This window comes from Oceanithermus profundus DSM 14977, assembly GCF_000183745.1.
Classification (GTDB): domain Bacteria; phylum Deinococcota; class Deinococci; order Deinococcales; family Marinithermaceae; genus Oceanithermus; species Oceanithermus profundus.
Genome location: NC_014761.1, coordinates 2,175,363 through 2,195,816, shown reverse-complemented (window position 1 = coordinate 2,195,816; position 20,454 = coordinate 2,175,363). Strand labels below are relative to the sequence as shown.

The 20,454-nt window shown below is 71.2% G+C and carries 23 protein-coding genes and 1 tRNA gene; 18 read left to right on the top strand and 6 right to left on the bottom strand.

Annotation, left to right across the window (positions count from 1 at the left end):
• The first annotated feature begins 4 nt into the window (after nt 1-4).
• The 4 genes from OCEPR_RS10900 (at nt 5) to OCEPR_RS10885 (ending at nt 4,564) form a co-directional block, all read left to right on the top strand.
• A complete protein-coding gene (locus OCEPR_RS10900) occupies nt 5-1,063 on the top strand; it encodes a glucose-1-phosphate thymidylyltransferase (protein ID WP_013458779.1) in 1,059 nt (352 codons plus the stop codon).
• Nucleotides 1,064-1,104: 41 nt separating this feature from the next.
• Nucleotides 1,105-1,626, top strand: a complete 522-nt coding sequence (locus OCEPR_RS10895; protein WP_013458778.1) for a hypothetical protein — start codon at nt 1,105-1,107, stop codon at nt 1,624-1,626.
• A 1,403-nt stretch (nt 1,627-3,029) separates the two neighbouring features.
• The gene (locus OCEPR_RS10890) at nt 3,030-4,241 is read left to right on the top strand and encodes an MFS transporter (protein WP_013458776.1); all 1,212 of its coding nucleotides are present in this window, start codon (nt 3,030-3,032) and stop codon (nt 4,239-4,241) included.
• Nucleotides 4,238-4,564, top strand: coding sequence for an antibiotic biosynthesis monooxygenase family protein (locus OCEPR_RS10885; protein ID WP_013458775.1), 327 nt, complete (start codon nt 4,238-4,240; stop codon nt 4,562-4,564). Before OCEPR_RS10890 ends, OCEPR_RS10885 begins: the two co-directional genes overlap by 4 nt.
• Before the next feature lie 36 nt (nt 4,565-4,600).
• On the opposite strand, the gene OCEPR_RS10880 is transcribed toward OCEPR_RS10885, so the two are convergent.
• From OCEPR_RS10880 to OCEPR_RS10870, 3 genes are all read right to left on the bottom strand, one after another.
• A tRNA-Met gene (locus OCEPR_RS10880) sits at nt 4,601-4,677 on the bottom strand.
• A gap of 44 nt (nt 4,678-4,721) precedes the next feature.
• The gene (locus OCEPR_RS10875) at nt 4,722-6,248 is read right to left on the bottom strand and encodes a tyrosine-protein kinase domain-containing protein (RefSeq protein WP_013458774.1); all 1,527 of its coding nucleotides are present in this window, start codon (nt 6,246-6,248) and stop codon (nt 4,722-4,724) included.
• A gap of 72 nt (nt 6,249-6,320) precedes the next feature.
• Nucleotides 6,321-8,303, bottom strand: coding sequence for a tetratricopeptide repeat protein (locus tag OCEPR_RS10870; RefSeq protein WP_013458773.1), 1,983 nt, complete (start codon nt 8,301-8,303; stop codon nt 6,321-6,323).
• 77 nt (nt 8,304-8,380) lie between these two features.
• On the opposite strand from OCEPR_RS10870, the gene OCEPR_RS10865 reads away from it, so the two are divergent.
• From OCEPR_RS10865 to OCEPR_RS10840, 6 genes are all read left to right on the top strand, one after another.
• Nucleotides 8,381-9,295 carry a biotin--[acetyl-CoA-carboxylase] ligase gene (locus OCEPR_RS10865; protein ID WP_041554248.1) on the top strand — a complete coding sequence of 305 codons (915 nt, stop codon included), beginning with the start codon at nt 8,381-8,383 and terminating at the stop codon, nt 9,293-9,295.
• Entirely contained in the window at nt 9,292-9,894 is a 603-nt protein-coding gene (locus OCEPR_RS10860; RefSeq protein WP_013458771.1) for a biotin transporter BioY, read from the top strand. The genes OCEPR_RS10865 and OCEPR_RS10860 overlap by 4 nt, the downstream gene beginning before the upstream one ends.
• Before the next feature lie 20 nt (nt 9,895-9,914).
• Nucleotides 9,915-10,511 carry a cysteine hydrolase family protein gene (locus OCEPR_RS10855; protein WP_013458770.1) on the top strand — a complete coding sequence of 199 codons (597 nt, stop codon included), beginning with the start codon at nt 9,915-9,917 and terminating at the stop codon, nt 10,509-10,511.
• 81 nt (nt 10,512-10,592) lie between these two features.
• Nucleotides 10,593-11,180, top strand: a complete 588-nt coding sequence (locus OCEPR_RS10850) for a DNA-3-methyladenine glycosylase family protein (RefSeq protein ID WP_013458769.1) — start codon at nt 10,593-10,595, stop codon at nt 11,178-11,180.
• 16 nt (nt 11,181-11,196) lie between these two features.
• A complete protein-coding gene (locus OCEPR_RS10845; protein ID WP_013458768.1) occupies nt 11,197-12,132 on the top strand; it encodes a carbohydrate kinase family protein in 936 nt (311 codons plus the stop codon).
• Nucleotides 12,122-12,598, top strand: coding sequence for a hypothetical protein (locus OCEPR_RS10840; RefSeq protein ID WP_013458767.1), 477 nt, complete (start codon nt 12,122-12,124; stop codon nt 12,596-12,598). The genes OCEPR_RS10845 and OCEPR_RS10840 overlap by 11 nt, the downstream gene beginning before the upstream one ends.
• A 288-nt stretch (nt 12,599-12,886) precedes the next feature.
• Here OCEPR_RS10840 and OCEPR_RS10835 read toward each other — a convergent pair whose 3' ends face one another.
• From OCEPR_RS10835 to OCEPR_RS10830, 3 genes are all read right to left on the bottom strand, one after another.
• Complete coding sequence (locus OCEPR_RS10835) at nt 12,887-13,408, bottom strand: hypothetical protein (RefSeq protein WP_013458766.1); 522 nt, start codon at nt 13,406-13,408, stop codon at nt 12,887-12,889.
• Nucleotides 13,409-13,444: 36 nt separating this feature from the next.
• Entirely contained in the window at nt 13,445-13,600 is a 156-nt protein-coding gene (locus OCEPR_RS12610) for a hypothetical protein (RefSeq protein ID WP_013458765.1), read from the bottom strand.
• 84 nt (nt 13,601-13,684) lie between these two features.
• Entirely contained in the window at nt 13,685-14,386 is a 702-nt protein-coding gene (locus tag OCEPR_RS10830) for a tetratricopeptide repeat protein (RefSeq protein WP_013458764.1), read from the bottom strand.
• A 222-nt stretch (nt 14,387-14,608) separates the two neighbouring features.
• Between OCEPR_RS10830 and OCEPR_RS10825 the strand changes: the two genes are divergently transcribed.
• From OCEPR_RS10825 to OCEPR_RS10790, 8 genes are all read left to right on the top strand, one after another.
• Nucleotides 14,609-14,926: an antibiotic biosynthesis monooxygenase family protein gene (locus OCEPR_RS10825; RefSeq protein ID WP_013458763.1), complete on the top strand. Its 318-nt coding sequence runs from the start codon at nt 14,609-14,611 to the stop codon at nt 14,924-14,926.
• Between the two features lie 22 nt (nt 14,927-14,948).
• Nucleotides 14,949-15,914 (top strand): PIG-L deacetylase family protein, encoded by a 966-nt coding sequence (locus tag OCEPR_RS10820; protein ID WP_013458762.1) that lies wholly within the window; start codon nt 14,949-14,951, stop codon nt 15,912-15,914.
• Between the two features lie 133 nt (nt 15,915-16,047).
• Nucleotides 16,048-16,674: a 1-acyl-sn-glycerol-3-phosphate acyltransferase gene (locus OCEPR_RS10815; RefSeq protein ID WP_013458761.1), complete on the top strand. Its 627-nt coding sequence runs from the start codon at nt 16,048-16,050 to the stop codon at nt 16,672-16,674.
• A complete protein-coding gene (locus OCEPR_RS10810) occupies nt 16,671-17,393 on the top strand; it encodes an SDR family NAD(P)-dependent oxidoreductase (RefSeq protein ID WP_013458760.1) in 723 nt (240 codons plus the stop codon). Before OCEPR_RS10815 ends, OCEPR_RS10810 begins: the two co-directional genes overlap by 4 nt.
• Nucleotides 17,394-17,395: 2 nt before the next feature.
• Nucleotides 17,396-17,848, top strand: a complete 453-nt coding sequence (gene nrdR / locus OCEPR_RS10805; RefSeq protein ID WP_013458759.1) for a transcriptional regulator NrdR — start codon at nt 17,396-17,398, stop codon at nt 17,846-17,848.
• A gap of 170 nt (nt 17,849-18,018) precedes the next feature.
• Nucleotides 18,019-18,684, top strand: coding sequence for a c-type cytochrome (locus tag OCEPR_RS10800; protein ID WP_013458758.1), 666 nt, complete (start codon nt 18,019-18,021; stop codon nt 18,682-18,684).
• A gap of 12 nt (nt 18,685-18,696) precedes the next feature.
• Nucleotides 18,697-20,130: a cbb3-type cytochrome c oxidase subunit I gene (locus OCEPR_RS10795; RefSeq protein WP_013458757.1), complete on the top strand. Its 1,434-nt coding sequence runs from the start codon at nt 18,697-18,699 to the stop codon at nt 20,128-20,130.
• Nucleotides 20,123-20,446, top strand: a complete 324-nt coding sequence (locus OCEPR_RS10790) for a hypothetical protein (protein WP_013458756.1) — start codon at nt 20,123-20,125, stop codon at nt 20,444-20,446. The genes OCEPR_RS10795 and OCEPR_RS10790 overlap by 8 nt, the downstream gene beginning before the upstream one ends.
• Nucleotides 20,447-20,454: the final 8 nt, after the last annotated feature.

The following is a 20,454-nucleotide window of genomic DNA, read 5'->3' as shown; positions in this document are numbered from 1 at the left end:
CCTCATGAAAGGCCTCATCCTCGCCGCAGGCCGGGGCACGCGGCTGCGCCCCCTCACCCACACCCGCCCCAAGCCGGTGATCCGGGTGGCGGGCCGGCCCATCATCCACTACGCCCTCGAGAACCTGAAGGGCGCAGGGGTGCACGAGATCGGCGTCGTCGTCTCCCCCGACACCCACGACGACGTGCGGGCCGCGCTGAACGGCATGACCGGGGTCGAGGTCGCCTACATCCTCCAGGAGCGGCCCCAGGGGCTGGCCCACGCGGTCAGCGTCGCCCGGGAGTGGCTGGAGGACGACCCCTTCGTCCTCTACCTGGGGGACAACCTCTTCGAGCGCGGCATCGCCCCCTTCGTGCGCGCCCACGCCCAGGGCGGCCCTGCGGCGGTGGTGGCGCTGGCGCGGGTAGAGGACCCGCGCCAGTTCGGCGTCGCCGAGGTGGCGGGGCGGCGCATCCTGCGCCTCGTCGAGAAGCCCGAGCGCCCGCCCTCGGACCTGGCGGTGGCCGGCGTCTACGTCTTCGACGCCCGCATCCACGGCCTGATCGAGGGGCTCGAGCCCTCCGCCCGCGGCGAGTACGAGATCACCGACGCCATCCAGCGCCTCATCGACGGCGGCCACGAGGTCCAGGGGTTGCCCATCGAGGGCTGGTGGAAGGACACCGGCCGCGCCGAGGACCTGCTGGACGCCAACCGCCTGCTGCTCGCGGGCATTGAACCGAAAAACGAAGGCCGGGTTGAGGAGAGCCGCCTCATCGGCCGCGTGGTCATCGAAGAAGGGGCGACGGTGCTGCGCTCCACGGTCATGGGCCCCGCCCTGATCGCCGCCGGCAGCCGGGTGGAGGACGCCTTCGTGGGGCCGTTCACGGCGGTGGGGCCGGGGGCGGAGGTGCGCGGCTCCGAGGTGGAGTACTCCATCGTCGCCGATCGCGCGGTGATCGAGAACGTGCCCACGCGCCTGCAGGAGTGCGTGATCGGCGTGGGGGCGCGCGTGACCTCGCGCCAGGGCCTGCCGCGCGCCCACCGGCTGGTGCTGGGGGACGAGTCGCGGGTCGAGATCGGTTAGAATCCGGGCGCCGGGGGAACCGGAACGGGTACAATCAAGGCATGCGCACCCCCGCGCTCGTCTTGGGAGCCTTGCTGGTCTGGGCGGGCTGGGCCGGGGCGGAGCCGGTGACCACGCACGACTTCTTCCGCCTCACCCAGACGGTCTCGCGCTCGGCCAGCACCCCCGGCGCCTGGCGGTACACCGTGGCCCCGCGCACCAAGGAGGCGCGGGCCTACTGGGAGGCGGCGCTCGCGAGCTGGCGGCGCTCGCTGAAGATCGGCCTGCGCGTCAAGCTGGGCGCTTTCGAGCTGGTGCGCACCGAGAAGGGCCTGCGGCTCCTGCCGCTCTGCGCCGAGGTGCACCCCGGCTGCTTCTCGCGCCCCGAGCTGCCGGCGGGGCTGCAGGGCTGGAAGATGGACCTCGTCCTCCTCGACCTGCACAACAACCTGGACCTGGCCCTGGCGGACGCCAGGAAGCACGCCAAGCCCTACCCGGCCACGGTCACGCTCTCCAAGTTCCTGCGCCTGACGGTGCACCCGGACGGCCGCATCGAGCCCGCCCCCTACGGCTGGAAGCCCTAGGGTGGCCGGTTCGGTGTACCCAACGGTCCGCCCGGGCCGTGCATCCCCGACAACCCCCTCCCCGACCCTCCCCAGGGGGAGGGCTTCTTAGTGCGCCGTAACCTGGCTGAGGGCCTTGCCGCGCGATAAAATCAAACCACAAGCTACAGGCCACCGGCCACAGGCTTCTTTTTCACCACGAACCACGTACCACGCACTGCGCACCACGCGCGTCGCCCTGCTTTCCCTTCGGGAGAGGCAGCCACAGGCCGGAAGGGGGTTGTTCCCCCAATTCCGTATCCCCGGACGAGGCGGCATCTTGCCGCCGAGATCCGGGGTCCATGCTGGGTACGAAGCCAAAATTTGGTTGCAGTAACTCGGGCCGTTCGTTTACAAGTCCGGTCGGACGACGACGTCGCAGACTCACCGTGGATTATTGACGCGGCATGGGCCCTGAATCAAGTTCAGGGCATGCCCCGGCTCGCGGTCGCTACGCTCCCTTGGCCGGGGATACAATCAACTTTCCTGAACAACAACGTTACCTCGGACGGAACAGTGGGGGGCAGGTTTTGCACGATGTGGAAGCTGAACCTTCGGCTAAAGCAACGCCTACAACCCCCACCCCGGCCCTCCCCCAGGGGAGGGCTTCTTGTCACGCCGCGAACGGACCAAAGGATTTTTTATCGCCGCGCAATCAAAACACCGCAGGCTACAGGCCACGGGCTTCTTTTATCACATGCCGCGCACCACGCACTACGCACTATGTTCCACGCACCGCATTCTCTTCCTCCCTCGGGAGAGGCAGCCACAGGCCGCTGTTCAGGAGGTGGGGTGTGGGAGGTAGGTTTCTTATGGAGCGGAAGGTAAAACGCTCGGTTTCATCGGCGCCTACAACCCCCACCCCGGCCCTCCCCCAGGGGAGGGTGCCTGACTGCGCTGCGACCGGAGCAAAAGCTTTTGTCGCAACAAAACAAGGAGCACCACGGGCCGCAAGCCACGGGCTGCAGGCTTCTTTTTCGCCGCGCACCGCGCATCAGGTACCTCCTTTCCTGCCTCCCCCTTGGGGGAGGTGGTTGCGAAGCAACCGGAGGGGGGTTCGCCGTTCGGAAGGCGGGGGGTGGGGAGTGGGGGGAGGGCGTAGGTTTGTTGCGACGCAGAAGGTGAACGCTTGGCTTCATCAACGCCAACCACCCCCCCCACCCCGTCCTTCCCCCAGGGGGCTTCTTATTGCGCGGCAACCCGACCGAAGCCCTGATCGCCTGGATAAAAACAAAAAAATGCAGGTCACGAGCTACGCGCCGATTCCCACAGGCCACGAGCCGCAGGCCGCAAGCGGATTTCCACGGGCCCTTGCCGCAGGCTTTCTCGCGTCGCGCACTGCAAAGCGCGCTTCGCCGTCTCGGCTGGGGCGTTAGAATGCGCGCATGCCCGGTAGTCTGCGCGTCTTCGTGTTGTTTACCCTCGCCTACTTCCTCTCCTACTTCTTCCGTTCCGCCAACGCCGTCATCGCCCCCGACCTGACCCGCGAGCTGGGCCTCGACGCGGCCACGCTGGGGCTGATGACCAGCCTCTTCTACCTGGCCTTCGCCGCGGTGCAGCTGCCGCTCGGCGGGGCGCTGGACCGCTGGGGTCCGCGCTGGGTCACGCCGGGGCTGATGCTCGTGGGGGCGGCGGGGAGCTGGGTCTTCGCGGCCTCGCACACGGTGACGGGGTTGATGCTGGGCCGGCTGCTGCTGGGGGTGGGGATGGCCGGCATCCTCATGGGGGCCTACAAGGCCTTCAGCCGCTGGTTCCCCGCCGGGCGCTTCGCCACCGTGGCGGGCTGGCTGGTGGGGTTCGGGAGCGCCGGGGCGCTGGCCTCGGGCACGCCGCTGGCGTGGCTGGCCGAGGTGCTGGGGTGGCGCAACGTCTTCTTATGGGGCGGCTGGGTCATCTTCGCGGTGGCGCTGGCCATCGCCCTGGGTGTGCGCAACACCCCGCAGGGCGACCGCCTCGAGCCCGGACCGCGCGCGGGCGGCCTGCTGGCGGTGCTCTCGAGCCCCGTCTTCTGGAGCATGGCGGGGATGAACCTCTTCGTGGTGGGCGCCTTCCTGGGCATCCAGACGCTCTGGGCCGGGCCCTACCTCTACCAGGTGCACGGCTTTGACCCCATCACCGTGGGCAACCTGCTCTTCGTGCTCAGCTTCGGCGCCCTCGTGGGCTTTCTCAGCACCGGCTGGATCGCCGACCGCGTGGGCGTGCCGCCGACGATCCTGGCGCTGGGGGCGGGCTTCGTGACCCTCGTGGGGGTGCTCGCCTGGGGGGCGGGAGGCCTGGGACCGGCGGCGCTGGGAGTGCTGCTCTTCGCGCTCGGCTACACCGGGACGGTGGGGGTGATCCTGCTGGCCTACGCGCGGCTCGTCTTTCCCATCGAGCTGACCGGGCGGGCCACGACCGCGGTCAACCTCTTCGGCATCGGCGGCACCTTCCTGGTGCAGTGGGGGATGGGCGCGGTGATCCAGCGCTTTCCGCGCACGGACGGCGCCTACCCGCCCGAGGCCTTCAGCGCCGCCTTCGGGACCGCGGCGGTGCTGGGGGCGCTGGCGCTCGCGGCGTTCGCCCTGGGGCGGCGCGCGGGCCGAAAGGAGGAAGCATGATCGTACGAATGTGGCACGGACGGGTTCCGCACGAAAAGGCCGCGGCCTACCGCGACTTCCTGAACGAGCGGGCGGTGCCCGACTACCGCGGAACCCCGGGGAACCTGGGGGTGTTCGTCCTCGAGCGCCCCGCCGACGACGCGGTGCACTTCGTCACCCTCACCTACTGGACCGACCTGGAGGCCATCCGCGCCTTCGCCGGCGAACCGATCGAGCGGGCCAAGTACTACCCCGAGGACCAGGACTTCCTGCTCGAGTTCGAGCCCGAGGTGGTGCACTACGAGGTGGTGGGCGGCGCCGGGGGCGTGCGGCTCGAGCCCTAGCCAAGCGCATGGGGCCGCGCTGGGCGGCCCCGGTTCTGGTGGCGGTGGGCGGACTTGAACCGCCGACTCCACGATTATGAGTCGTGTGCTCTAACCAGCTGAGCTACACCGCCAGGCTGCGGTCCACAGGCAAGTTTAGCCCAGCGAAAGGGCGCGGTCAAGCGCGGACGCGCCGCTTCCGCTTCCCGTTTCCGTAGCCGTAACCGTAGCCCCCGACGAAGACGGTGCTGGGGTTGCGGACGCGGTTCATGACCAGCCCGGTGGGCCGCACCCCGATGTTCTGGAGGATCCCTACGGCGGTGGTCAGGTTCTTCTTGGAGGTCTTGCCCTCGGAGGCGACGAGCAGCAGCGCGGTGGCGTGGGGGGCGAGCGCCAGGGTGTCGACGACGGGGAGCAGCGGCGCGCTGTCGATGACGATGTAGCGGTAGGCGCGGCGCTCGGAGTGGAAGCGGATCCAGCCCTTGAAGTGCTGCCCCAGGATCTCGGCGGGGTCGTGGGGCGGCGCGGAGCAGGTGATCGCGTAGAGGTTGGGGGCGATCTGGCGGGCGGTGTCCTCCAGGGTGGAGAGCGCCTGCAGCAGCCCCGGCCCCTGGGGCAGGCGCAGCCGCTCCTGGAGCGCGGGCACGCGCAGGTCCGCGTCCACGAGCAGGGTGGGCTTGCCCTCCTGGGCCAGCGCGTGCGCCAGCGCCAGGGCCACCGAGGTCTTGCCCTCGCCCTCCACGGTGCTGGTCACCAGGACGATGGAGGGATCGTCGGCCAGCAGCGAGGGCTTGAGCCCGGTCTTGAGGAAGAGCGCGGTCTCGTGGGGGAGCTCCACCCCCGGCCGCGGCGGCATCCGCGGGAACTCGGCGAGGACCGGCAGGCCGCTCAGGCGGGCGGCCTCCTCGGGGTCGCGCAGGTAGGGGGAGACGGCCTCCTTGAAGAAGGCCAGGAAGACGGCCAGGAAGGCGGTCAGCGTTCCCGCGAGCGCGGCGTTGAGCAGCGGCCGCGGGCGGACGCTCTCGGCGGGCGGCCGCGCCGGCTCGAGCAGGTGCAGGCGCGGCTGGGTCCCCGCCTCGAGCACCTCGAGCTGGTCGTACTTTTGCTGGATCTGCGCCTTGAGCAGGGCGAGCGAGAGGTAGCGTTCGCTCTTCGGGTCCAGGTTGGCGAGCTCGCCCTCCAGCGCGGCGAGCTGGGCGCTGAGCGCTTTCTTCTGGCGCTGGATCGTGCCCAGGGCGCGTTCCTGCTCCCAGGCCAGCAGGGCCTCGGCCCAGCGGTTGGCGGCCGCGGCGGCGCGGTCGGGCGCCTCGGCCTCGACCCGCAGCAGCAGCACCCCCGAGCGCCGGCCCTCCATGGTGTCGATGCGGTAGCGCTGGGTCACCCGTGCGAGCGTCTCGGGGTCGAGCGGGCGGCCCAGCGCCTGCTCCAGCACCTCGGGCGAACGGGCGACCTCCTGGTAGGTGCTCAGGTCGAGCGGCGGCGGCTCGATCACCACCTCGGAGGCCGCCCGGGCGGTGCTCTCGAAGCTGACGATCACCTTGGCGGTGGCGCGGTAGACCTTGGGCTCGCGGGCGCTGACGACGAAGGCCAGGGCGGTGGCGAAGACGGCGGCGAGCAGGACGAGGAGCGCGTATTTGCGAAGAAGTTCGAACAGATCCGACAGGCTGATTTCGTCTTCGAATTCTCGGGAAACCGTTTCGTTCATGGACCCCCTTGCGTAGTTTCCCAAAAAATATCCACCCCGTGGGGTGGATATGAACATTTTTTCGCCCCGGGCTCAGCGCAGCTCGGCCAGCCAGGCGGCGAAGGCGTTGACCGCGTCCTGCTCCAGCAGCAGCTGCGGCTGTTCGAGCGCCGCGGTCAGGAAGCGCCGCACCAGCCCGGCGTCGGCGGTGGCCATCAGCTGGGCCACGCTCTTGCCCTGGAAGGGGCCGGCGGGCAGCGGCTTCGCGAAACGCTCGACGCGTTCGGCGTTCGGCGCGGCCGCGCGCACGGCCTCGAGCACGGCGGCGACCAGACGGTCCGTGCCGTCCGGGGCGGCCAGCTCCTCGGGGGCGAGCAGCGGCGTGCCCCCGAGCCCCAGGGGGACGACCTCCTGCCCCAGAAGCCGCCGCGCCAGGTGGCCGGGGCGGACGCGCAGCTCCGCCTCGACGCGCTGGCCGGCGTAGCGGACGGTGACGCGGTAGCGGCCCGGCTCGGACACCGTCAGCGGGGCGAGCTCGCGGGTCCAGTCGGAGGTGAGCGGGGGCAGGGTCACCTCGTCGCGGCCGTGGGCGACCACGCCTGCGTCCGAGCGCACCTCGACCTCCACGGGGGCGCTCGGCAGGTAGCCGTCGGTTTCGGCGCGCAAGAGCGGGCGCACCGCCTCGCCGGTGCCGATCTCGAAGCCGACGTCCAGCGGCCCCAGGCGGAAGCCCAGCAGCTCGAGCCGGGTCCGGACGCGCTCCAGCGCCGCCAGCGCCTCGCGCGCCAGCGGGGCCAGCGGGTGGTCGGGGTGCTCGGCCAGGAAGCCGGTGTAGGCCTGCCGGGCCTCGTCCGCGCGGCCGGTGCGCTCGAGCAGGAAGCCCTGCCAGTAGAGCAGGTCGGTGCGGTGGGTCTTGGCCAGGTCCTCGAGCGCCATCGGGGTGACGCCCTCGTCGTCGATTCGCAGCGCCTCCAGGTAGCGGTCGAAGGCGCGCTCGTGGTCGCGCGCGAGCGCGTAGAAGAGGCCCAGGTTGTAGGCGGCCGTGGGGTTGGGCGCGAGCCGCATGGCCCGCAGCGAGGCGGCGATGGCGCCGGGCAGGTCGCCTTGCAGGTAACGCGCCCAGCCCAGGTTGGTCCAGTAGAGGTCGTTTTCGGGGTCGAGGGCCAGGGCGCGTTCGAGGGCGTAGGCGGCCTCGTCGGCGTCGCCGGCGTCGAAGGCGGCGAAGCTGAGCTCCTCCCAGCCCAGGGTCAGCTCCGGGGCCGCGGCGGTGAGCCGCCGCGCCGCCTGGACCCAGGCCGGGTCGTCGAGCGCCCGCAGCAGCAGCAACGCCCCCGCCAGGTCGAGGGCGCGGTCGGAGCCGAGAAGCGCCAGGGCGCGCTCGCGGGCGGCGGGGCGGTCGTCGCGGGTGATGGGGAAGAAGGCCTTCCAGACGGGCCCCATTCCGGCGTCCGCCATGGCCTCGGGGTCCTTGTGGTGGGCCCAGTAGTCCACCACGCCCGGGGGCAGCCCCAGCGCGGCCAGGTCGGGTCCGTGGGCGAACAGGCCCTTGACCGCGGCGATCTCGGCCTCGAGCCGGGCCCGCGCCCGCGGCGTCAGCTCCGCGAGCGCGCGCGCCGCGCCTTCCACGTCGCCGTCGAGCAGCCGGCTCAGCGGACCGTCGAGCTGCGGTTCCAGGATCAGCGGCCGGCGCTCGGCCCCCACCTTGAGCGCGAGCCAGTCGGCGAGCAGCTGCGGCTCGCTGAAGCGCGCGCGCTCCGGTCCCGCGGGGCCGTAGAGGTGGGCGTCGAGCCAGCCGTCCGCGGTCACGCGCCCCACCAGCACCCAGTCGGCGGCGCTGGCCTCGTAGGCCAGCCGCGCCCCCGCGGGTCCGTGGGGGTCGTCGAGGACGTAGCCCCAGCCCTGGGGCCAGGGGGTATCGGGCAGGGTCAGCTGGGCGATCGTCGGAGAGGGGGCGCCCACGCGGTCGGCCAGGGCCAGCGCGAGGGCGCGGCCGCCGGGGCCGTCGAAGGGCAGCACCAGGCCCGCGGCCAGGCCGAGGCCCCAAAACGCCCCGAGGGCGATGAGCAGTCGTCGCATAGCCCGAGTCTACCGGCTGGCGGTTAAGGGGGCATGGGAGTTGAGGGGTTAACCCGGGGATGCGATACTGGTTAACGATGCGACCCGACGCGTTGCTGCTCGAACTCGACGAGGCCTTCACCAGCGGCGAGGCGCTGGCCCGCCGCCTGGGGGTGAGCCGTGTGGCCGTGCACAAGCGCGTGCAGCGGTTGCAGCGGGCGGGGTACCCGATCGAGTCGGGGCCGCGCGGCTACCGCCTCCGGCCGGGGACGCCGGCGCCGCGGCCGTTGCTGCGGCGCTACGCGGGTCCGCTCTTGGACGAGGTCGTCTACCTGGCCGAGACGACCTCCACCCAGGACGCCGGCCGCGCCCTCGCCGAGGCGGGCGCCGGCGAGGGCGCGCTGGCCGTCGCCGAGCGCCAGACCGCCGGCCGCGGCCGGCGCGGCCGCACCTGGCTGAGCCCCACGGGCGGCCTCTACTTCTCGCTCGTCCTCCGGCCCGAGCTGCCCCTGGTCGCGCTGCCGCTTGTCTCGCTGGCCGCGGGGGTGGCGCTGGCCGAGGCCGCCGGCGTGGGCGGCCTCAAGTGGCCCAACGACCTGCTCGCCCCCGACGGGCGCAAGCTCGCGGGGGTGCTCGTCGAGGCCGACCTGCGCGGCGAGGAGGTGCGCTACCTGGTGCTGGGGGTGGGGCTGAACCTCGAGCCCCCAGGGCTCGAAGACGCGGCCGGGCTTGCCGAGTTCGCTCCGGCGGAGCGCGCCGACGTGCTGGCGCGTTTTCTGGCGGCGCTCGAGCCCCTGTACCTGGCCCTGCCCGACCCCGAACCGGTGCGCGCGGCCTGGCGGGCGCGCACGGTCACCCTGGGGCGCACGGTGCGGGTGCACACCCCGGCGGGCCCCAAGGAGGGCACGGCCGTGGACCTGGAGACGGACGGTTCCCTGGTGCTCAAGACGCCCCGGGGCAAGCGGACCCGCGTGAGCGCGGGCGACGTGGAATGGATAGGAGGTTTCGTATGAACCCATCGACGGCGCTGGTTCCTTCGTTGATCGACCTGAGCGGCACCCGCAGCAGAGTCCTGGCGGTCCTCGCCGGCGCGGGCTTCGTGGCCCTGCTGGCGCAGGTGGCCCTGCCCCTGCCCTTCACCCCGGTGCCCGTCACCCTGCAGACGCTGGGCGTGCTGCTCGTGGGCGCGGCGCTGGGAAGCCGCCTGGGGGCGCAGGCCCTGGGGCTCTACCTGGCCGCGGGCGCGGCCGGGCTGCCCGTCTTCGCCGGCGGGGGCGCGGGGGTGGCCTGGCTCTTGGGGCCGACGGGCGGCTACCTGCTGGGCTTCGCCTTCGCCGCCTGGCTCGCGGGGGCGCTGGTCGAGCGCTTCGACTCGGGCCGCCGGCCGATCGCGGCCTTCCTGGCCATGCTGACGGCCAGCGCGGCGATCTACGCCTTCGGCCTCGCGGGCCTCGCCGGCTGGACGCTGCTCGCGGGCAAGCCGGTGAGCCTGCCGGGCCTGCTGGCGCTGGGCTTCTACCCCTTCGCGCTCGGCGACCTGCTCAAGGCGGGGCTGGCCGCGGCGCTGCTGCCCGCGGCCTGGAAGGGGCTCGGCCGGTCGGGCAGAATCTAGGGTGAGGAGGTGAACGTGCCATGACCGTGGACGTTCCCGAGATTCCCCGCGAACCCGAGGTGCGGCTGCCGGCTGCGGAGACGGCGCTCGTCGTGGTGGACATGCAGAACGACTTCGCCCACCCCGACGGGGCGCTTTTCGTGGAAGGCGCCGCGGAGTCGATTCCCCGAATCAAGGCGCTGCTGGAAAAGGCGCGCGCCGCGGGGGTGCGCGTCGTCTTCACCCAGGACTGGCACGCGGAGGACGACCCCGAGTTCCGGATCTGGCCGCGGCACGCGGTGGCCGGGACCTGGGGGGCCGAGATCGTCGATGAGCTCGCGCCCCTACCCGGGGAGACGCGCATCCAGAAGCTGCGCTACGACGCCTTCTACGGCACCCCGCTCGAGCACCTGCTCCGGCTCTGGGGCATCCGCCACGTCGTCGTGGTCGGCACCGTGGCCAACATCTGCGTGCTGCACACCGCCGGCTCGGCGGCGCTGCGCTGGTTCGAGGTCGTCCTGCCCGAGGACGGCACCAGCGCGCTCACGCCCTTCGACCTGGCCGCGGCGCTGCGGCAGGTGAGCTTCCTCTACCAGGGCAAGGTGACGACGGTGGAGGGGGTGAAGTTCGAAAGCTAGTACGTGGTATCGGGTACGTGGTGCGTGGTTTCGTCCTCCACCTGCGACCACGAACCACGCACCACGAACCACGCACCGCTTATGCACCTCTCCGAAGTCTCCGCCCACCCCGAAGCGCTCGCCCACCTGGCCCGGGACCCGGTGATGGCCCGGCTGATCGAGCGCCACGGCCCCTACCGCTGGGGGCTGCACCCCGTCTTTCCCTCGCTGGTGCGGGCGGTGGTGGGGCAGCAGCTTTCGAATGCGGTGGCGCGGACGATGTTCCGGAGGGTGCAGCAGGCGACGGGGCTCGAGCCCGAACGGCTGCTGGCGCTGGGCGAGGAGGGGCTGCGGGAACTGGGGCTGGCGCGCGCCAAGGGCCGGGCGCTGGTGGGGCTGGCCGAGGCCCAACGCGAAGGCTACTTCGAGGGCCTGGAGGGCCTGCCCGACGACGTGGCGGCCGCGCGGCTGGTCAGGCTCCGCGGCGTCGGCCCCTGGACCGCGCAGATGGTGCTGATCTTCAGTCTGGGGCGGATGGACGTCTGGCCCACCGGCGACCTGGGGATGGTGCGCCAGGCCGAGCGCCTCTACGGGCTGGCCACCCGCGCCGAGGTCGAGGCGCTGGGCGAGCGCTTCCGCCCCTGGCGTTCGGCGGCGGCCCACTACCTCTGGGCCGAGACCGACGCCTAGCTGCTAGGCTGGGGCCATGGGCGAACCCCTCGACGTGCTGGCCCTGGGCGACTTCGCCTGGGACGTGCTCATCCACACCGACGCCCCCCTCGCCCCCGGCGGCGACACCTTCGGTCAGGTGGAGCTGCAACCCGGCGGCAGCGCCGCCAACGTGGCCGTCTGGGCGCGCCGCTGCGGCGCCCGCGCGGGCTTCGTGGGCAAGATCGGGCGCGACCGCTTCGGCGAGCTGGCCCGTGAGAACCTGGACGAGGAAGGGGTGGAACACCGCCTCAGCGAGACCTCGAGCCGCCCCACCGGGGTGGTGGCCGTCTGGGTGGACCACACCGGCCAGCGCTCCATGGTCTCGGGGCAGGGGGCCGACTTCTTGCTCACCCCCGCGGACCTGCCGCCCGAGCTGGAGGCCGCGCGCCACCTGCACCTCACCGGCTGGTCGCTCTTCACCGACCCGCCGCGCCGCGCCGCCCTGGCCGCCGCCCGCCGCGCCAAGGGTGCGGGGCGCACGCTCTCGCTCGACCCCGCCTCCTTCCAGCTCATCGAGGAGACCGGCCCCGCCGCCTTCGTGCGCATGACCGCGGGGCTGGGGCTCGACGTCGTCTTTCCCAACTACGACGAAGGGCGCGTCCTCACCGGCGAGCGCGAGCCCGAGGCCATGGCCCGGCGGCTGAGCGCGCTCTACCCCGGCGCGGTCGTCGCCCTCAAGCTCGACGCCAAGGGGGCGCTCGTGGGCGCGGGCGACCGCTTCACCTACCTGCCGCCCACCCCCGACCAGGCCACCGACGCCACCGGCGCGGGCGACGCCTTCGCCGGCGCCTTCCTGGCCCGCTGGACGCGTGGGCAGGGCCCCGAGGAGGCGGCCCGATTCGCCGTGGTCGTCTCGGGTTGGGTGGTGGCGCGGCGCGGCGCCCGCCCGCCGCTGGACGCGCGGATGAAGGAGCACTGCGGTGTTTCGTGACGATGACCTCCGCTTGCGGCCGCTCGTCCCCCTGGCCGAGTGGGAGGGCGGGCTGGACGCGCTCGAGGGCGCGGCGGTCTGGGTGGTGCCCGCGTGGGTGGAGGAGGAGTTCTACCGCCTGAACAACCTGCGCTTCCAGATCGAGCGCCTCTTCGCCGGGGTGTGGGGGGTGCGGGTGGACGAGGAGGCGCTGGCCCGGGCGGCCGAGGCGGCCCGGGTGCTGGTGCGCGGCTCCTACCTGGTGGCCGAGCGCGCCGAGGCCTTCACCGCGGCGCTGCCGCCCGCGGGGCGGTTCGTGCTGCGCCGGCCCGGGGGCGGCGGGGAAGAAGAGGCCGAAGGGCCGCTCGAGGCGCTGTGGGCGCTCAAGCGGCTGTGGGCGGCGCGCTGGAGCCTGGACGAGGTGATCGCGCGCGGGCCCGGAGGCTGGCCCGAGCCCGCGCCGGCGATCGTGGTTCGTCGGGTGTGAGCCCCTTTCCGCAGGCGCGGCGCGCGGCCATTTGACCTAGAGCGCGAAGAGCGGGGCGACCATCGAGGTCTGCGCGCCGTTAACTCGCGGCCGCCTAGAGTAACGGCACCCCCGGCGCATTCCCACGCGCACGATGGCCAGGTAGCGGGCCACGAACGCAACGCGACCTCGTGCAGAGGGGCCGTCAAAGGGTACCGGAAAAGAACCGGAACGCGCTTGTTCCTCCTCACAGCGCGCCGAAAGCGAGCCCGGCCCCTGGGTCCAGGGGCCGGGCGTGCGAACCCTGGCCTAGCGAACCGCGAGCAGGGAGAAGCTGGAATCGGCGGCGGTGCCGCCGGTGTTGAAGCAGTACACCTTCACCTTCGTGTCCGACCCGATGGTACCCCAGCTCCCCACATTGCAGAAGAGGGGCAAGCTACCATAGCCCGTGACCTGCACGTTCCCGCCAGGATTCAGCGCGATGTTGGGGATCGTCACCTCGTACTGGCCCGTGGCCAGCTTCGTCCCCGTGATCGCGCCGCCGGCGGAGTTGAACTGGTAGTCGCTGTCCGCCGTTCCATCAGAATATATCCAGGCGTAGGCAAGTTTCCCCTGCTGGCTGGGCAGGGTAAGCTGGCCTGGCGGCACCGCGGCCAGCTTGGCCTCCAGCGCGTCCACCGCGTCCTTAAGGGCCTGGAAGTTCTGGTTCATCTTCGCGGCGCTCACGACCTCGCCGCTCGAGAAGCTGTTGGGGATCGTCACGGCCAGGCCCCACAGGCCCAGGGCCGCGATGAAGATGCCGAGGAAGACGTACTTGGTTTTTTGCAGCATACGAATCACCTCACGGTCTTATCGAGGGCTTGGGGTCTAGGGTCCGAACTTGGTCCCGGCGCCGTCGAAGGTGCAGGCCGCGTTATCGAAGACGGCGGGGTCGGGGCAGGCGTTCCCGCCGGGCGGGGTTCCCGAGCCGCCGCAGGCGGCCAGGAAGAGCGCCAGCGCGAAGAGCCAGGCGAACTTGCGCATCCTTTCACCTCCCGGATCCAGGCTAGGCCGGGGGGCGTTTCACGGGCGTTACACCCGTTCGGACGCGGTTGCGTTTGGGTGGGGTCAGGGCGCGGCCAGGAGCTGCTGCAGCAGTTCGGCCGCGCGGTCGTGGTGCAGCCGGTCGGGGACGCTGCGCACCGGCAGCGCGAGGGCGCGCTCGAGCTGGGCGCGCGCGGCCTCGCGCCGGCCCAGCTGCATCAGCGCGAAGCCGTAGTTCTTGCGGATCTCGATGCTCGCGGGCTCGAGCGTCACCGCCCACTCGAAGAGCGGCACCACCTCGCCCAGCGAGGCGCCGTAGAGCCAGCCGAAGCCCCGCTTAGCCAGCTGCAGGTGCCACAGCGCCAGGCCCATGACCGCGCGGGCGTGCCCCGCGTCGAGCTCGAGGGCGCGCTCGAGGTTGCGCTTGATCTCGCTGGCGAGGCCGAGCTTGGCGAGCACGCCCACGAAACGGATCACCTCGGCCTGGGCGTGGGCCAGCTGGTAGTAGCCCTCGGCGGCGTCGGGGAAGAGCCGGACGGCGCGGCGCGCGGTTTCCTGCGCGCGCTCGAGCCAGGCCCGCCGCTCCGCGTCGGTCTCCGCCCGGTACTGGGCGATCAGGTTGGCCGCCTCGGCGGCGGCGGCGAGGTCGTCCAACCGGTCCGCCTCGCGTCCCCGGGTCCAGGCGGCCTCGAACTCGCCGAGCTGGAGCAGCACCCGCGGACCGGGCGCCTGGGCCAGGGCCGCGGCGAGGAGCAGGATCAGCAGCGCGAACGGGCGGATACGCATCGGGGGTATTCTAGCAAGTCCGCAGGCGCGGCGGCCGTTCCCCGGAGCCGGCCCCGCCCGGCGGGACGCCAGGAAACGGCCTGCCCGGTTGGCGGCCGGCGCCGCCCCGACCGCGCTTTCGACGGTCGCACCGGCACCGCACCGCCGCTTTGCCGGCACCCAAGGCCACGCCGCACCGCCACCGCGTCGGCCCGGCCCGTAGACTGGGGGCGGGAGGGAAACATGTTCGTCACCATCAACCGGATTCCGGTTCACCCCGAGTACGCCGCGGCCTTCGAGGCCCGCTTCCAAGACCGCGCCCGCGCCGTGGACGCCGCCCCCGGCTTCGTGCGCAACCTGGTGCTCCGGCCCGCCGACCCCGCCACCCAGCCCTACCTGGTGCAGACCTTCTGGGAGAGCCGCGAGGCCTTCGAAGCCTGGGTGGAAAGCGACGCCTTCAAGAAGGGGCACGCCCGCGCCGGTTCGCTGCCCCGCGAGGCGTTCCGCGGTCCGAACGAGCTCGAGACCTTCGAGGTGCTTTCCGACAGCGCCCGGCCGTGAGGAGCGGTACGATGCGGGTACCGTGAAGCGCCGACTCCTCGCCGGGCTGTTCTTGCTCACGCTCGTACTGGCGGCCGTCGTCAACGCGCCGTCGTGGTTGCAGTACGCCTACGCCTGGTGGGGCCGGGCGCACGTCGAGCGGCTGCCGCAGGCCGCCGCGCCCGGTTCGGGCGAGCGGGTGCTGGTGCTGGCCCCCCACCCCGACGACGAGGTGCTCTGCTGCGGAGGGCTGATCCGCCAGGCGCTGGACGCCGGCGCCGAGGTCTACGTTGCCTGGATGACGAGCGGCGACGGCTTCGAGATGGACGAGCTGGTGCTCCGGCGCGGCCGGCGCGTGCGCCCGGAGGACCTGCGCGCCCTCGGCGAGCGGCGCATGCGGGAGGCGCGCGCCGCGGCGGCGGAGCTGGGGGTGCCGCAGGCGAACCTCTTCTTCCTGGGCTACCCCGACCGCGGCCTGCGCCCCCTCTTCCTCGAGAACTTCTACGTCCCCTACCGCTCGCCCTTCACCCACCTGGAGGCGGTGGCCTATCCGGGCACGCTGCGCCGGGGGGCGCCCTACACCGGGGAGGCGCTCGAGCGCGACCTGACCGCCGTCTTCGCCCGGGTCGACCCCACCCGCGTCTACCTGCCCTCACCGCGCGACGCCCACCCCGACCACCAGGCCACCTCCTACTTCGCCCAGCGGGTGGCGGGCCGGCGGGGCCAGGTCGGGCGGCTGCGCTACTGGATCGTCCACGGAGGGCTGGAGTGGCCGCTGCCCAAGGGGTACCATCCGCAGCTGGCGCTCGAGCCTGCGCCGCGCGGCCGCGGCTTGGACTGGAGGCGGCTGCCCCTCGACGCCGGGGCCCGAAACGCCAAGCACGCCGCGGTGCTCGCCCACAAGAGCCAGCTCGACGTGCTCTCGCGCTTCATGCTCGCCTTCGTGCGCACTAACGAGCTCTTCTCGTCCACCCCCTTCCCCGAGCCGGGCCGCTACCCCGTCCCCTGAGGCGCGGCGGGGCGCCGACCCCCCAAAAGGGCGTAGCCAAGCGGGCGCGGCTGCGGTATCCTACCCGGGGTTTCGGGCGCGGGCGCCCTTTCCCAAATTCCGGGCCGGATGCGTTAGGGTAGTAGAAACAGCGATGACCGAGAAGAACCCCCCCACCTGGCTGCAGCGCCTGGGGCGCTGGCTGCTCCGTGTTACCGGCTGGAAGCCGGTAATGAACCTCCCCGACGCGCCTAAGTTCGTGGCCGTCGGTTACCCCCACACCTCGAACTGGGACTTCTTCCCCGCCCTCTTCTGGGGCTGGGCCTCCGGGCTGCCCTTCAAGTGGATCGGCAAGAAGGAGCTCTTTCCCCCCGTGATCGGGCGGGTGATGGTTTGGCTGGGGGGCATCCCGGTGGACCGCAAGAACACCCGCGGCTTCGTGGGGCAGATGGCCGACTACCTGAAGGCGCCGGGGTCGGGCGTGGTGGTGATCGCCCCCGACGGCACCCGCAAGCGCGCCCCGTACTGGCGCACCGGCTTCTACTACATGGCGCTCGAGGCCGGCGTCCCGATCGCGCTCGGCTACATCAACTACGAACGGCGCGAGGTGGGCATCGGCGGCTGGTTCGTGCCGACGGGCGACCTCGAGGCCGACTTCGAGAAGATGCGCGCCTTCTACGAGGAGCACGGCCGTGGCCTCTACCCCGAGGCCCACACCCCGATCGTGCCGCGGCCGCGGCCGGAGCCGCGGCCGCGCGAGGAAGCGGAGGTGGGTGCATGAACCCCGACGCCCGCGAAGACCTGCTGGGGCTCACCGGCCGGGTGGTGATGATCACCGGTGCCGGCCGCGGCTACGGCCGCGCCATCGCCCACGCCTACGGGCGCAACCGCGCGACGGTCGTCGCGGTCGACCCCGACGTGGAGCTGGCCACCGCGGTGGCCTCGGAGGTGGAAGCGCTGGGGGCGACGGCGATCCCCATCCGCGGCGACATGTCCGTGGGTCTCGACGTGGCCACCACCTTCGGCAAGATCGAGGAGCTCTACGGGATGCTCGACGGCATCGTCCACGTCGCCCAGACGGTCAGCCAGACCCCCTTCGTCGAGCTGCTCGAAAGCGAGTGGTACGACCTGCTCAACGCCGACGTCAAGTCGAGCCTCTACACCCTGCAGCACGGGCTGAAGTACCTGGCCGGGGGCGGCTTCGTCGTCGTCGTCATGCCCCCGGCGGACAACCAGGAACCCCACGTGGCCTCCATCCGCGGCGCGATGCGGGGTTTGATCGAGGGCTCGACCCGGGTCTTCCCCAAGACGGTGCGGGTCAACGGCGTGGTGCCCAGCCGCGAGGCCGCCGGCGAGGAGTACGACCTGCCGCTGGCGCGGGCGGTGGTGGCGCTGGGCTCCACCGTCTCCGAAGGCATCCACGGCGAGGTCATCGGCGTGGAGCTGCCCCAGCCGCCGCAGCCGCCCGAGCTCTACGACATCCTCAGCGAGCTGCCCTAGCCATGAACTGCCCCTACTGCGGCTCCGAAGGCACGCGGGTCGTCGACTCGCGGCCCTCCGACCAGGGGCTGGCCATCCGCCGCCGCCGCGAGTGCGCCGCCTGCGGCCGCCGCTTCACCACCTACGAGCGCCCCCAGCTCGAGCCCCTGATGGTGCGCAAGCGCTCCGGGGTGCAGGAGGCCTTCAACCCCGACAAGCTGCTGCGGGGGCTGCTGCTCGCCTGCGAGAAGCGCCCCGTCGACCCCGAACGGCTCAAGCGCTTCGCCTACCGTTTCGAGGACCAGATCGACGCCCCCGAGATCAGCACCGAGGCGATCGGCAAGCGGGCCATGGCCTTCCTGCGCGAGCTCGACGAGGTGGCCTACATCCGTTTCGCCAGCGTCTACCGCGAGTTCGACAGCGTGGAGCGCTTCATCGAGGAGATCCAGCGGTTGGGGGGCGAGGGCGAGCCCTAGAGCGGCCCCGGCAAGATGAGGAAGCTCTCACGCGCGCCGCGGCGCGCGTTTTTCCGTTCGTCAAAAGATTCTTCGGACATATGTCCCTCCACCTAGGTCATGGACGCCCGGCTTCTTTTCACCGGATACTCAGACCGTGACGCAGTGCCCATAGTGGAAAGGAGGTCAGCATGGACTACAGCTGGATTCAGATCGCGGTCGCGGCCGTGTTCCTTTCGGTCGTGATCACCCTGGTGCTGAGCCGGGGCTACGGCTGGCTCTCGCCCACCTTCTGGCGCAACGCCGCGGTGGTGAGCAGCCTGATCATGCTCTTCATCTTGATGTGGCTCACCTTCGACACCACCGAAAAGGTGCGCCCCGGGGCGAGCCAGGTGCCCACCTGGACCGTGATCAACCACGAGATCGGCCTCGTCTGGAACGAGGAGAAGCGCCGCCAGGTCCCGGTGATCGGCGAGCAGACCGGCTTCTTCGGCAAGGTCTACTCCCCCGAGGAGGCCTTCGCCCTAGTCAACAAGGGCAAGATGACGCTGCAGAGCCGCAACTGCATGGAGTGCCACCAGATCCTGGGCAACGGCGCCTACTACGCGCCCGACCTGACCCGGGCCTGGCTCGACCCCTGGTGGGAAGAGCGGGTGATGCCCATGGTGGGGGCGACCACCCACGAAGAGGCCATGAAGACCTGGCTGATGAACCCCGAGAAGTACCCCCAGGGCCAGCGGCGCATGCCCAACCTGCACTTCACCGACGAAGAAGCGACCGCCCTGGTGGCCTTCCTCAAGTGGATGTCCGCCATCGACACCAACGGCTTTCCCCCGCGCTTCGGGGTGGCTCAGTAAGGGAGGGATGCTGTGAGCACGTTTGCACACCGCCAACCCGGCGAGCTCTACGAGTCGCAGAAGCTGGCCATCTGGTACTTCGTGGTGGCCATTGCGCTCTTCGGGGCTCAGATTATCTTCGGGCTGATCCTGGCCTATCAGTACATCGATCCCAACTTCCTTTATCAGAAGCTGTCGTTCATGACCAACCGCACGGTCCACCTCAACGCCATGATCGTCTGGCTGCTGGTGGGCATGATGGGCGGGGTCTACTGGTTCCTGCCCATCGAGACCGGGCGTGAGGTCGTCGGCATCAAGCTGGCGAAGTTCATCTGGTGGGTGATCGTCGCCGGCGTCACCGTCGTCGTCCTCGTCTACCTGATCGTCCAGATCGGCCCCGGCACCGCCTTCACCCTCTGGTTCATCAATGAGGGGCGCGAGTACATCGAAGCGCCAAGATGGGCCGACTTCGCCATCGTGGCCTGGGTGGCCGTCTTCCTCTTCAACGTGGTCGCCACCACCCTCGCCGCGCGCCGCATCACCGGCCTGCTGGGCGTGCTGATCTTCGACCTGGTGGCGCTGGGCGCGCTCTACACCGCGGGCATGCACTACACCGTCAACGTCACCATGGACCAGTACCTCTGGTGGTGGGTGGTGCACCTGTGGGTGGAGGCCACCTGGGAGGTGCTCGTCGGCGTGGTCATGGGCTGGAGCCTGATGTACCTGCTGGGCACCCCGCGCAAGCTGATCGAGACCTGGCTCTTCCTCGAGGTGGCCCTCGTCTTCGGCACCGGCATCCTCGGCCTCGGGCACCACTACTTCTGGATCGGCACCCCCGAGTACTGGATCGGGCTGGGCGGTTTCTTCTCGGCGCTCGAGCCCCTGCCGCTCGTGGCCATGGTGGTCCACGCCGTCTACGACGCCGGCGCCCACCGGCTGCACACCATCAACAAGCCCGCGATGATGTGGGCCGTCACCCAGGCCTTCGGCAACTTCATCGGCGCCGGCGTCTGGGGCTTCATGCAGACCCTGCCGCAGGTCAACATGTACTCCCACGGCACCCAGCTGGCGGCGGCGCACGGCCACTTCGCCTTCTTCGGGGCCTACGTGGGCACGGTGATGACGCTCGTCTACATCGCCGTGCAGAACATCGGCAAGCGGGTGCAGATCCCGCTCAACTCCAAGCTCTGGCCGTGGGCCTGGGGGCTGCTGGTCTTCGGCATCATCGGCATCGTCGCCTCCTTCACCATCTCCGGCTTCGCGCAGACGATGATCGAGCGCGCCGAGCTGGGCAGCACCTGGAACGCCTTCATCAAGTCCTACACCCACCCCTGGTACACCAACACCCACTGGTGGCGGTTCTGGATGGGGATGCTCTTCCTGCTCGGCTACGTGCTGCTCGTCTGGGACCTGCTGACCATCGGCCGCAAGCGGACGGCGAACACCGCGGAGGGCGCGCATGATTAGCAGCCACGAGATCGCGCAGATGGTCGGGGCGATCATCATCTACGGCTTCTTCTTCGTCCTCACGGCCGGTTTGTACGCGATGTTCTACGCCATGGGCCGCCTCTTCGAGCGCCCCTGGCTGGTGAAGCTGTCCTACCTCTTCGCCGCCGCCGAGGTGCTCTCCGCGGTCGGCATGGTGGCGACGGGGTACCTGGACCGCTTCTGGGTCAACCTGATCCTCTTCTCGGCCGTGACCTACCTCTTCATCCCCCAGGGGATGTGGTGGGTCGTGGTCAACTTCCATGCCGAGTACGAACCCGAGGAACACGTCCACTAGGAGGTGAC